At 42.8% G+C, this 13,444-nt stretch carries 10 protein-coding genes; 6 read left to right on the plus strand and 4 right to left on the minus strand.

Going from position 1 to position 13,444, the window contains the following annotated elements; all coding sequences use genetic code 11:
- Window positions 1–78: 78 nt before the first annotated feature.
- Window positions 79–651, minus strand: a complete 573-nt coding sequence (locus AACW90_RS10785) for an SPOR domain-containing protein (RefSeq protein WP_390234123.1) — start codon at window positions 649–651, stop codon at window positions 79–81.
- Between the two features lie 215 nt (window positions 652–866).
- Here AACW90_RS10785 and AACW90_RS10790 point away from each other — a divergent pair, with 215 nt between their 5' ends.
- The 4 genes from AACW90_RS10790 (at window position 867) to AACW90_RS10805 (ending at window position 6,391) form a co-directional block, all read left to right on the plus strand.
- Complete coding sequence (locus tag AACW90_RS10790) at window positions 867–3,593, plus strand: bifunctional acetate--CoA ligase family protein/GNAT family N-acetyltransferase (RefSeq protein ID WP_390234125.1); 2,727 nt, start codon at window positions 867–869, stop codon at window positions 3,591–3,593.
- Window positions 3,594–4,021: 428 nt separating this feature from the next.
- Window positions 4,022–4,765, plus strand: a complete 744-nt coding sequence (locus AACW90_RS10795; protein WP_390234127.1) for a 5-oxoprolinase subunit PxpA — start codon at window positions 4,022–4,024, stop codon at window positions 4,763–4,765.
- 7 nt (window positions 4,766–4,772) lie between these two features.
- Entirely contained in the window at window positions 4,773–5,477 is a 705-nt protein-coding gene (locus tag AACW90_RS10800; RefSeq protein ID WP_390234129.1) for a 5-oxoprolinase subunit B family protein, read from the plus strand.
- Window positions 5,465–6,391 (plus strand): 5-oxoprolinase subunit C family protein, encoded by a 927-nt coding sequence (locus AACW90_RS10805; protein ID WP_390234132.1) that lies wholly within the window; start codon window positions 5,465–5,467, stop codon window positions 6,389–6,391. Before AACW90_RS10800 ends, AACW90_RS10805 begins: the two co-directional genes overlap by 13 nt.
- On the opposite strand, the gene AACW90_RS10810 is transcribed toward AACW90_RS10805, so the two are convergent.
- The 3 genes from AACW90_RS10810 to AACW90_RS10820 all read right to left on the minus strand — a co-directional run bounded on the left by AACW90_RS10810 (window position 6,388) and on the right by AACW90_RS10820 (window position 11,410).
- A complete protein-coding gene (locus AACW90_RS10810) occupies window positions 6,388–7,848 on the minus strand; it encodes an FAD-dependent oxidoreductase (protein WP_390234134.1) in 1,461 nt (486 codons plus the stop codon). The genes AACW90_RS10805 and AACW90_RS10810 overlap by 4 nt on opposite strands.
- A gap of 449 nt (window positions 7,849–8,297) precedes the next feature.
- Window positions 8,298–10,736: an ABC transporter permease gene (locus AACW90_RS10815; RefSeq protein WP_390234137.1), complete on the minus strand. Its 2,439-nt coding sequence runs from the start codon at window positions 10,734–10,736 to the stop codon at window positions 8,298–8,300.
- A gap of 2 nt (window positions 10,737–10,738) precedes the next feature.
- Window positions 10,739–11,410 (minus strand): ABC transporter ATP-binding protein, encoded by a 672-nt coding sequence (locus AACW90_RS10820; RefSeq protein WP_390234140.1) that lies wholly within the window; start codon window positions 11,408–11,410, stop codon window positions 10,739–10,741.
- Between AACW90_RS10820 and AACW90_RS10825 the strand changes: the two genes are divergently transcribed.
- On the plus strand, window positions 11,409–12,008 hold the full coding sequence (locus AACW90_RS10825; protein ID WP_390234142.1) for an arylesterase: 600 nt from the start codon (window positions 11,409–11,411) through the stop codon (window positions 12,006–12,008). The two genes, AACW90_RS10820 and AACW90_RS10825, sit on opposite strands and share 2 nt — an antisense overlap.
- A gap of 87 nt (window positions 12,009–12,095) precedes the next feature.
- Entirely contained in the window at window positions 12,096–13,292 is a 1,197-nt protein-coding gene (fabV, locus tag AACW90_RS10830) for an enoyl-ACP reductase FabV (RefSeq protein ID WP_390234145.1), read from the plus strand.
- The last annotated feature ends 152 nt before the right edge of the window (window positions 13,293–13,444 follow it).

The following is a 13,444-nucleotide window of genomic DNA, read 5'->3' on the forward strand; positions in this document are numbered from 1 at the left end:
TCAATCAAAAAAAGAAACCTAAGGGTTCCTTTTTTTTGATTGAGTAAAATGAGTCGCGACTATACGCCAGTTGCACAATTACTTAATCTTAACCAACTTCGGATAAGATGAACTTTTTATCTCGTCTAGGCTTTTAACAAAGGGTTTTAGATCTCTAAAATACTTAGGTAACGTTTGAATTGCGGCTTTCGCTTCAGACTTGGTCGCATAATCACCATATAAAACCGCATACCAATCTGTTCCTTTCACCTGTTTGTGATGCTCCCAAACCGGATGTGCCTCTGGCAACTGGTTTGCATAACTCAACGCTTTCTGAGAACTGCTTACGGCCATAACCTGTATGGTGTAGCCAAAACGCATCGTATTTGCTTCTTGCTTTTGAGTAGGCGGCAAGATTTTGATCATCTTGTTGCTAGAACGCGTGGCAGTAGACGGTTTGGGCTGAGATACTTGGGCTTTAACCACTTGTTGTTGTGCTACCGCGGTAACCCCAACATCGGATTCCATTACAGTCGATTCTTTCATCGGTTCGACCATGGGTTTAGTTTTATACTCTTCTTGATGGCTCTCACTTGTCACATTGGTGATCATTTCACCAGATGAACAAGCGGTAAGCAAAATAGACAAAGCGATAATAGAAATATTTCTCATAAACAATTCATAAGTTCCTTAATAAGCTACGCAAATCATGCCTATTGAACGCAATATAATCAAGTAGATAATCCTAATAGATATCATTAGGATGTGAGCTAAGGCACAGTCTAGCAGAACAATTCGGTATGCTCTGTCACATAGATAAAGTATAGACAATTCATTCAATGAGAAATCTATTATTATTGATAAACCGGTATATACCCGAGGTTTCTATGAATAATATTTCTAAACTGCTTAAGCCGACTTCTATCGCGGTTATTGGAGCATCAAACCGACCTTTTAGGGCTGGTGAAGTAGTCATGAATAATCTGTTAAAAGGCGGATTTCAAGGCGCCATTATGCCGGTCACACCCAAATATAAGGCAGTATGTGGTGTACTTGCTTACCCCTCAATTGATAAATTACCTATTACGCCTGATATCGCCGTTCTCTGCACCAATGCATCACGAAACGTAGAAATATTTACGCTGTTAGCCGAAAAAAAGGTATCAGCAGCGATTGTACTGTCATCCGATATGCATATTACAAATGGCGACGGGGAAACCATAGAACAACAGTGCCTCGCTATCGCGAAAGCGAATGGCATTCGAGTGTTAGGTGCAAACAGTTTGGGTCTTATCCTTCCTTGGTTAAACCTTAATGCCTCTTTTTCGCCTGTCAGCGCTGCGAAAGGCAACATCGCTTTTGTTTCTCAATCGGCGGCGGTTTGCACGACCATCTTAGATTGGGCAAACGACAAAGACATCGGTTTTTCCGCTTTTGTGTCCATTGGTAATGGAAGTGATATCGACGTGGCTGAATTGCTTGATCATCTCTGTACTGACAGCAAAACAGCGGCGATCCTTCTCTATATAGACTCCATTAAAGACGCGCGTCAGTTCATGTCGGCTGCGCGAGCCGCATCTCGAAATCGGCGCATATTGGTCCTTAAAGGTGGCCGAACGCACGCTGGACGACGGGCCGCGCAGCGTCACACCGGCGGCAATGATACGTTAGATATCATTTACGATTCGGCAATCAGTCGAACGGGTATGTTAAGAGTAAAAAACACCCATGAGTTGTTTGCAGCCGTAGAGACACTGACTCACGCCGTACCATTAAGAGGTGAGAGACTCGGTATCATTACCAACGGCGGCGGTCCATCAATAATGGCTGTGGATACTTTATTAGAGCGAGGTGGTAAATTAGCCGAACTCAGTGACGAAACTATTGAAAAATTGGATCAAGCGCTTCCACCAGCATGGTCGAAAAGCAACCCGATCGATATGATCGGTGACGCAGATAAAAATCGCTATGTAAATTCGGTAAATGCACTACTCGATAGTGATGATATCGACGCCCTTCTAATCATGCATAGTCCATCCGCAATTGCACATTCTATTGAAACGGCTCAAGCGATTATCGATTGTGTAAAGGCGCATCCACGACACAAACGCTTCAATATACTGACCAATTGGAGTGGCGAAAAAACCGCAAGAGAAGCACGACTTTTATTCACGCAAGCTGGCATACCAACTTACAGAACGCCCGAAAGCGCCGTTGTCGCCTACATGCACTTAGTGGAATACAGAAGAAACCAGAAACAACTCATAGAAACGCCAACCAGTTCCGAACAGATCGATGTCAAAAACAAGCAACAAGCGCGCAGTTGGATAGAAACCAAGCTTTCCAATCAGTTTGAGTCCCAACTTACAAAACAAAATTCAAGCGAAATCGACCTAGAAAATGTAGCCAATACATTGGTACTGGATACACATGAGATAACGCCATTACTGTCGAATTACAAATTTACCGTATTGGAAACATGGATAGCACAAGAGCCATCTGAAGCGGTTCAAATTGCAGACACCATCGGTTATCCCGTGGCCGTAAAACTTCGGTCACCAGACATCGCCCATAAATCTGATGTACACGGTGTGGTTCTTAATTTACGCAACCCTATCGAGGTTCAAACCGCCGCCCAATCTATCCTTGATGCTGTGCAACTGAACTATCCTTCTGCAAATATTCACGGTTTGTTGGTTCAAGCGATGGCAAGCCGAATTGGTGCCTATGAATTAAGAGTCAAAGTCAAGACTGACGCTACCTTTGGCCCTGTAATCATGCTAGGCGAAGGGGGCTCTGAATGGGATGAAAGCATAGATGCGGCTGTTGGTATTCTACCTTTGAACATGGCGTTAGCGAGATATCTTATTATACGCGCCATTAAAAGGCACACGATAAGGCCCCAGAAAACCAGCAATCTTGACATCGATCTACTGTGTGATTTTTTAGTCCGACTTTCGCAAATGATCATCGACAACCCACAGATCCATGAACTGGATATCCATCCCCTTCTTGTTGGGCACAAGTCACTAACCATATTAGATGCAGACCTGACTTTAAAGCCGTTTACTGGCGACCCACACCAACGATTAGCTATCCGTCCTTACCCAGTAGAATTGGAAGAATATGTGACCCTAAAAAGTGGCGAAGAAGTCAAACTTCGCCCTATCCTGCCTGAAGACGAACCCGCTCACGCCTCCTTTATTAATAATGTGTCTAAGGAAGACCTCTACAAACGCTTCTTTACTGAGGTGGGTGAGCTGAATCATGAAGCGTTATCCAATCTAACCCAAATAGATTTCAACCGAGAGATTGCTTTTGTTGCCGTCACCCAAAAAGGTGAGATATTGGGTGTATCTAGAGCCTTAATTAACCCAGATAATACCGATGCAGAATTTGCTATCCTGATCCGTTCTGATCTTAAAGGTTGTGGTTTAGGCCGAATATTAATGACAAGAATCATCGACTTTTGTAAAAACAAAGGCACAAAGCAGATGTCAGGCATGACAATGCCGACCAATAGAGGGATGTTAACTCTGGCACAAAAACTTGGTTTTGAACTCGACGTTCAATTTGAGGATGGGACTGCTGATATGTTATTGATTCTTAATTGATTTTATTACTTACCAACAAAAAAGACCGCATTGCGGTCTTTTTTAATTCAAATAGGGAAAACACTATTTAGACTTCATCTCTTTTCGTACCATAAGTGCTGCTGCAATTATAAATACAACAATTAAACCCAACTCCATATTTCCCCCTCAAAATGTGTAAAAACAAAAGTAATAAAAATGCAGGTAAGAACTAGTCACATACTAGCAGTAGAGTAGGTCAATTAACACGCAGATAACCATTTTATTTTTGAATAGCGATACTGATCAATAACCGTCTTCGTATAATTTCAAACATTAGAAAGTAAACATTACTAATTTGTTGGCTTTACCCCATTATTTATTTATCAAATAAATAAAATGGACTCTTATATCGGTAAAATCGTTGCAAGCCCTTTAGGGTTATTTCAAGGAAGACAAAAGAGGTTCAGATGAGTATTGAACAGTTATCTATTAACTGTGACATGGGTGAAAGCTTTGGTCTTTGGAAAATGGGCGAAGATGAAGAAGTTATGCCGTGGATAGACATGGCGAATATCGCCTGTGGTTTTCATGCCTCCGACCCAAATATAATGTCACAAACCATTCAATTAGCACTGAGGCATTCGGTAAAAATAGGCGCTCATCCGAGTTACAACGACATTCAAGGTTTCGGACGGCGTTCGATCGCCCATACAGAAGCTGAAGTTACCCACCTGATACTCTATCAACTTGGTGCAATAAAGGCACTTGCAGAACTGCATCAGGCAAAGGTTGAGTACGTCAAACCTCATGGTGCTCTTTATAACGACATGATGCGCTCTCCGGCCATATTTAAAGCCATAGCCAAAGCCGCGCAAGTTTATTCACTACCGCTTATGATTTTGTCGACCTCAGAGAACCAACAATACTTAGAAATGGCTGATGATTTTAATGTGCCGTTACTATTTGAAGCGTTTGCTGATAGAACCTATTCTGATAATGGACAACTTTCCTCAAGAGATCACCCCAAAGCAGTAATACACAATAGCGACGATATCTATTATCAAGTCATGCAGATAGCAAAGTATGGAAGCGTTACGACCGTTACAGGACAACCATTAGCGATACAAGCGGATACCATTTGTATTCATAGTGATAATCCCCACTCTATTGCTTGTATTCGTAAAATTAGAGAATCAATTGCCAATTTATGAGACCGACATGCTAAATAAAAAATTTTCTATTGAAGCCGTTTGCGAATCATCCATATTGATTCAATTTGCCGAAGAGATAAGTGAGGTGTTACCTCCCTTTATCAATCAGGTAGCCGAACTTATTTATGCGCACCATACCGACAACATAATGAACTTAACCCCCTCTTACACCACGCTTTTAGTCGACTATCTACCCTATCGAATCCCAGAACACGCTATGCTAGAAAGCCTTGCACAAATTGTCCATCAGGTTGATTCCTTTCAAGCCTTACCTAGCAACAACACGGTGACATTGCCCGTCTATTATGGATCTGACGTTGCGCCGGATCTAAACTCGATACTCAGTAATAAATCGTTGGATCTCCACACGCTTATCGCCAAGCATACGACGCCAGACTATACAATATGCGCCATTGGTTTTGCACCTGGATTTGCGTTTCTTTCCGGTTTAGATAATGACCTCATCACGCCACGACTGGCCACACCTAGGTTGAAAGTGGTTGCGGGCAGTGTAGGCATCGCAGACAATCAGACTGCCGTCTATCCCTCTGCAACACCAGGAGGCTGGAATATAATTGGTAACTGTCCCAGTAAACTTTTTGACCCCGAAAGCGAACAGCTTTCCCCCTTTCGAATTGGGGATAAAGTAAGATTTGAATCGATTACCAAACAACAATATCTAGAATTAGGAGGCGAGTTATGGGCTATTTAGAGGTCGTAAAACCCGGTCAATTAAGCCTAATTCAAGACTTTGGCCGCTACGGCCTTGCACCACTAGGTGTCACACAAGGCGGACCACTAGATGAATACGCTTACTGTTGGTCAAATCACCTTCTAGGCAACCACCCAAACAGCGCCACAATAGAGATCACTCTGGGCCAAGCTGAGTTTCGATTTACCCAAAATTGCATGCTCGCGATATGTGGTGGTGACTTACAAGCAAGATTAGATGATGAACCGATCAGAAACTGGACCTCGTTCTATGCTCGTAGAGGACAGGTTTTAAAGTTTGGCTTGCCAATAAACGGATTGAGAGCCTATTTAGCCGTAGAAGGTGGATTCAACATCGCTCCACATTTAGGCAGCACCAGCACCGTGTTAAGAGAGCAGCTCGGCGGCCTGCATCATGATGGTAAACCATTGGTCAAAAACGATAGACTAAAATACAGCAAATCGAGTGCAATGAAGCCATCTAAGCAATTGACCTTTCGCTTCACTCCCGATTACAACCTACCTTTACGTTTACGGCTGATTGAGTCTTATCAAGCACATCAATTTAACAAAGAATCAAAGCGCTCTTTTTACAACCAAACATATAAAGTTAGCCAACACAGCGACCGCATGGGATATCGTTTAGAAGGATCGCCGATAACACCACCCGTAGAAGGTATTATCTCCGAAGGCATAGCCTTGGGGTCCGTACAGATACCACCTGACGGGAAACCAATCATATTGTTAAACGATAGGCAAACCTTAGGTGGCTATCCTAAGTTAGGGGTACTGGCGAGGATTGATCATGCACGAATTGCACAGGCTAGGCCTGGACAAGAAGTGAAATTTATCCGAGGTAACCGCCGTCATCTACAAGATATATGGTGTGCATGGGCACTCAGGTTCGGATATTAATAGAGCGGTTCTAATCCGCTCACCTTTGCTAACCCATCGGGATAACCACGTTCAATGGCCAGTTCAATAGCGAACTGCTCTACCTCTCCTGCATCAAGTGACACCGTCTCTTTTTGATTGGACGAACGCTCAACGAGTATTTTGTCGAGAGTATTGTTGTTGCTAACTATGCCCTCTATTATCTTCAATGCCGCCTCAATAGCAGAAGACCCTTTTACAATCTCTATTCGCGCATAATTAGATCCATGAAAAGAGACATCAGCAGCGCGGAGAGAGGCATCCATTCCGGGAATTTGTTGAGCTCCATATAACGGCTTCCCAGCAAATGTGGCCTCAGCAAAACTAGGTATGAATCGGCTCATATGCTTGATAGCGAGTTCGGTTCTTTCTCGCTTCTGCATCTCATTCCACCCTTTTTTGATTTTATAAACTAAGTATTCCGGCAACTGAGGCTGAGCACAATCTTCATTGCTATACACTAACCCATCTTTAAACAAGGTGATCTCATCGGTCATACCATGTAATTGGAATATCCCATCGGCATAGGGTGTAAGCTGAGCCATTCCATCGATCGTTCCTCTCTCACCATGAAAGACCACTTCTGGCCATGTATCCGATATTCCAGTCCACTGGGTAACATACGCCGCTTTAAATTCGACTAATCGACTTCGAGGTGCCTTGATAAAATTGTCGACAGTACCCGTTTCATAGCCACAAGCATTAATAAGGTAATCAACCTCAAGCTCACGATTCTGCTCACCTTGTTGATAACTTATCGTCCATTTAGACTGGTTCGCTGTTATATCGGTGACTTCACTGGAAAGATAGACATGCGCACTCTTGTATTTGTCTAACAGCATCGTAGCTGAAGAGGCCAACCTAAATAGACTCCAACCATATTCTTGAACCAACACTACTGGGTATTTCAATGTATCGAGATCAACGTGATTAACAAACGGCAACATCCAATCATCAAGCGTGTTAGGTTGACCATCTTGTACTTGGCCTTTCAGCCTCTCTAACGCTTCTCGTGTATAGGTTTTGTAGTAGTTTTTTGCCTCTCCTAATACCTTATTAGAGTCATCCGCCGCCACCATTTTGTGGTAATGCTTTTGGATAGAGACGAGGCGTGGTAATAACGCCTCTGGCGCCCCTTTATCGGTCTTAGGGATGGCAATAATAGTTGGACGGATGTTAATCGTATGCGGGAATAGCTTCACCGATTGGATGGATTGTCTTAACAAGTCGATGCATTGCTGTTCGTCTATTTCTCGGTATAGATTTCCTCCGGCATGGAGATGACATATCGGTGGGCCATAAACTAAGCTCGGCTTGCGTTCAAACAGGTAGGTTTCGATTCCAAGTTCAGCCAGTTTTATCGCGACAGTTGCGCCTCCGATCCCGCCTCCAATCACGCCAATTTTTTTCATTTTTAAATCTATCGTTAGCTTACTCATTTACACGCTTTAACTCGTTAAACCTTGTTAGATTATACCTATAATTCATGTCAAAAAAATCCCACATTTCATACTGTTATTTCACATCAGAAAAACAGATTATTTTGCAAAAAAAAACTTGACTCAATTTTGACACAATCGATTTCTCATACTGTTGTGAATAACATCCTTCGCAAAAAGACGTGTGTTGGGCGCTCCAGAAACATTAGGTTATATTTCACTAAAGTTATCCAAAACTTTATCCACCGAATCTGTGGATAACTGGATCTACCTCAAACTCAAAATAACTCTTCGTCGCAATTTTGGTAATGAAGACCCACTTTTACACACTCCAAACCAGTTTGAACGATCAACCAACTATCATAGAATTTTCAATCGCTTTACATAAAGCAAAACTATAGTTAGAACCACGTTCTCATCTACCTAGTGTTCACTGCCAAACTGGTACGTTATTCACTTCCCTTAATTGGCTGCAACAGCTTCTTGATTAACGAATTGATTACAATCGCAAGTACCATAAAGGAAATCAAGGGCAACGCTAGCCATAATGTGGGATGCAATTGACCATCGAGGTCAAAGCCAAAACGCATAATACTAGCAACACTCACCTCCGCTCCAAAACTCGCCACCAAACCAGCCGTCACAGCCATTAAGCCATATTCACTCCATAGCGTACTGGTAACTCGTTTTTTAGAGGCCCCTAAGGTTCGATAAAGACGAATTTCATCCTGTCTTTGAGATAGGCTCAATCTTAACAGCGTAAATATGAGTAGAAGACCAGCCACGACGCCTAAAGAAGCTAATACCGTCACAGACCAAATTAACTGAGTCAGTAGGCTTCTTATCTTGTTACCCATCGTACGGATATCCAACAGGCTCACTGTCGGAAACGCCCGTGACAACGATTTTAATATTGAACTCTCTTGCTCGTCGACTCTAAAACTAACCATCCAAGTGGCAGGTAACGACGCCAGCACATCCGGTGTAAATATAAAGTAGAAGTTAGGTTTCATTTCTCGCCATTCAACATTACGAATACTATTAATTGTTGCATTGACTGGTTGACTGTTAATAGTGAAGCTTAGCTCATCACCAATTTTCAGATTCAAATCAGACGCGACTTCTGATTCAACAGAAACACCTGTTTTTGTCGTCCATGCCCCTTCGATGATCGAATTGGGATCGGACAGCTGTTCTACCCATGTGAAATTTAGTTCACGACTCAGTGACTCAGCTTCTTTGTTAACACTATCGTGATCTTTTGCTTCTGTGCCGTTGATGCCGCTTATCCTACCGCGGATAATCGGAAAAGCCTGCGAACGCTCTATGGATTGTCCATCTATCGTAGCCAAATATTCGTCTACTTCATAAGGCGCAATATTAATGGCAAACACATTAGGGGCGTTCTCTGGGATGGTCTGTTGCCAGTCCTGTAAAAGGTCGGTTCGAACCAACCAGATCACCGCTAACAACATTAACGACAAACCCAAAGCCCCAAATTGTAATGCACTGGCAATAGACGATCGGTTAATGCGACTCACTGCCAATTTCATAGAAGCCGATATAGGCAGCTTATTAATCACCTTGACGATCGCAATACTGATGAGCCCAAGCAAGACGAATAGGAGTACGATCCCACCTAATACCATCCAAACCAAAGTGTTATTCTGATAAGCAACGATCATCGGAATAATCGGAACCAACACCAACAAATAACGTTGCCATTTTGTCTCTTCCTTGCTCATCTGCATCACATTTACAGCAGATGTATTGATAAGTCCCAGTAATGGGATACCAAGTGCAGGAACTCCGATAAGAATACAGGTAAGGAACGCAACAAAGACGGGAGTAAGACCGTAGCTAGGTAATGGACTAGGTAGTAGGTCAGTAAGTGGGATTCGCAGAAATATCTCAAGTAGATAACCAGAGAACACACCAAAAGTGGCCCCAAGAACAAACAAAATAACGATCTGAGTAAACAACCAGCGCCTTAACCACCCTTTACTTGCACCCAAACTTTTTAACATTGCCACGGTTTTTCTTCGCCCTGCGACATAATTCTGACAAGTTAACACTAGCGTTGTCGCCGCCATAATGATCACAATGGCGACCGTCAGCGACAGGTATTGAGTTGTGCGATCAAACATCTCGTTATTTCTTGAGCCGCTATCTTGATCTCTCCAACGATCACTCGGTGTCAGTGTTACGGCGTTTTTTGCCGCCTCTAAACTCTCTTCATTGCCAAGCAGAAACAGATTAAAACGAACTCGACTTCCCACCCTAAGGGCACCTGTCTTCTCTATATCAGATTCATGGATGTAAACCGTGGGCATTTGCTGAAACGGATTAAACGACAAACCCGGCTCTTGGACTATTTTACCACTAATTACAAAATCCGCGTCACCTAGAGTGACAGTGTCACTCACAGTAACTTCAAGCAATGATAACACTCGTTCATCAAGCCACAGTTGGCCTGAACGTACTTTATTAGAGGTTTGTTTACCATCATCTAATTGCAACTTACCCCGTAATGGGTAGTTCGAATCGACCGCTTTCACCGTGACTAATTGCATCTGCTCTTCACTAAACGCCATGGTAGAAAAGCGAGTAAGCTTAGATTCACTGAGCTCTTTTTGGGCGTAAATAATGTCAAGTAAAGGCGGCGGGATTGGATTAGAAGATGAATAAACCAAATCAGCCGTCAAAGCATCTTTGCCCTGCTTAACCAATACCTGTTCCATTCGCTCTGCGAGCGCTGACAATGCAAAAACACACGCAATAATTAACGTCAATGCAATAGATATCGGCCATAACTGCCCATGGCGTATTTCTTCCAAACTCCACTTAAATAGACGTCGGTTAAGAGAGAAACCCGTTTGGTTATCCATGGTTAGTTCTCCAGTTTGCCAGCTTGCATATGAAACGTTTTATCACATCGCGCAGCCAGATCGGGATCATGCGTGACTAAAACAAGCGTCGTACCGTGCTTCTGATTTAACTCAAACAATATCTCTATAATTTTTTCTGCCGTGTGTTGGTCCAAGTTACCGGTTGGTTCATCGGCAAAAAGCACCTTGGGTTTGATCATAAAGGCACGCGCTAACGCAACACGTTGTTGTTCCCCACCCGAGAGTTGTGAAGGCAGATGATCGATTCGATTGCTTAATCCCACAGAATCCAGCAGCTCTTTTGCTCTCGTTCTGTCTTCGTCCTCGCCCTTAAGCAAGCAAGGCAATGTCACATTTTCTATCGCTGTCAAACTGGGTATGAGTAGAAAACTCTGAAATACGAACCCCACCGAATCACTTCGAATAGCCGCTCTTTTTTCTTCATCTAAACCGGATAATGCATGACCCATAAGATGCACATCACCGCTTGTTGGTACATCTAAACCCGCTAATAACGTCATCAATGTCGACTTGCCAGCACCTGAAGTACCAACAATAGCCACACACTCACCTTCATTAATCTCTAAATTTACGTCTTCAAGGATTGTTAAATGCTCTTGTTTAGTAGAGACTAATTTCGTGAGCGATTCAGCTTTAATAATGGAATTTGGCATGACTAGATTTATATCCTTTGTTTTTCTTATTTTTTCTTGTACTGCAAGTAGTACCACAATTTTAGTACTAGGTGATAGTTTAAGTGCTGGTTATCAAATGCCAATAGAGAGCAGTTGGCCACTCAGACTTTCTTCAGACCTGAATGAAAGAGGTTTTGACTACTCCGTCGTGAATGCAAGCATTTCCGGTGATACAACAGGTAATGGTCTTGATCGCCTGCCTGCTCTATTAGCACGACATAAGCCAAATTGGGTACTGATTGAATTAGGTGCCAATGACGGGCTTAGGGGGTTCCATCCACGTATAGTGACAAAAAATTTGCAACAGATTATTTCTATGAGCCAACAAGCGTCCGCAAACGTCGCTTTAATGCAGATTCAAGTCCCTCCAAATTACGGGCAAAGATACAGTCAAGCATTCGCCGATATCTATCCAAATCTAGCGGATGAATACCAAATCCCATTACTGCCTTTCTTTTTAGAGCAAATAATCTTGAAAGAGGAGTGGATGAAAGAGGATGGGCTTCACCCTAAAGAGGTAGCTCAACCATGGATCTCTAACTTTGTTGCGGACAACTTAGCACTATATCTTGATTAGTCACCAAATGTTGCCCTAGCGCAAAACTATACGCTTAACGTACTTATATATTAAAGCTCGTGATTATCAAATTGAGACTACGAGCTAATGATAATAGAGCCCATAATTAAAGGCGTTGTGGCAAAAACCGCTCATCCTGAAGGATGTAAGCATGCCGTCCAACAACAAATAGACTTCGTAAAATCCAACATAAAAACAACCAAAGGTCCAAAGCGAGTACTTATCCTAGGTGCTTCTTCTGGTTTTGGCCTCTCGGCTCGAATAGCGGCGACCTTTGGTGGTAGTGAAGCGGATACAATTGGTGTTTCATTTGAACGAGGCCCTTCTGAAAAGGGAACGGGATCAGCCGGTTGGTACAACAATGTCTACTTTTCCCAACAGGCTGAAGCTGAAGGCCGAACCGCTATTAATATAGTAGGCGATGCGTTTTCGCAAGACGTTCGGACCCAAGTTATAGAAGCCATCGAAACCTATTTTGAAGGTGAAGTTGATCTCATTATCTATAGCCTGGCTACCGGTGTCAGGCCAAAACCATCTGGGGAAGGCATGTGGCGCTCAGCGATAAAAACTATCGGCGAAAGCGCAACAGGAGCCACTATTATTCTCGAAGATGATAGTTGGCAAGAAACCACCGTAGAACCCGCAACCGAAGAAGAGATCGACGCTACCATTAAGGTAATGGGTGGTGCAGATTGGGAATCGTGGATCGATACACTCATTAATTCTGATTCTATCGCTCAAGGTGGCAAGACCATTGCCTTTTCTTATATTGGCCCTGAACTTACCTACCCAATTTACCATGAAGGAACATTAGGCCGAGCAAAGGTCGATCTACATCAAACTAGCCATGCACTAAACTTAAAACTAGCCAAAATTGGTGGCGGCGCGTATGCCACGGTTTGTAAAGCCTTGGTGACCAAAGCGAGTGTGTTCATTCCTGCTTTTACTCCCTATATTTTAGCGCTGTATAAAGTGATGAAGACCAAAGGTACACACGAAACCTGCATTCATCAAATGCACAGATTATTCAGTGATAAACTCTATGCCGAACCCGTACCTGTTGATGGGCAGAGACTGCTTCGATTAGATGAATATGAGCTTGATCCAAATGTTCAGCAACAAGTCAAAGCCATCATGAATACGATGAATGCAGATAATTTTAAACACGTTGGTGACTATCAAGGATACAAGGACGAATTCTTGAAACTCAATGGATTTGGATTTGACACTGTTGACTACAATGAGTTTTTCGATATAGAGCAGCTAAAAAAATTAAAACCGTAGTAAATTGATGAAAAATCAAACAAAGTGACTCACTTTTAATACTGATCCCTCCTAATGGAGGGTTTGGTATATCAATAGTTTAAATCTACCATATACTCATAAAACAATGCCTAAAGGAGTTAGGCACTCATCCCCACCAATCAAGCACATGG

The sequence above is a fragment of the Vibrio frigidus genome, assembly GCF_042465995.1.
Lineage (GTDB): Bacteria > Pseudomonadota > Gammaproteobacteria > Enterobacterales > Vibrionaceae > Vibrio.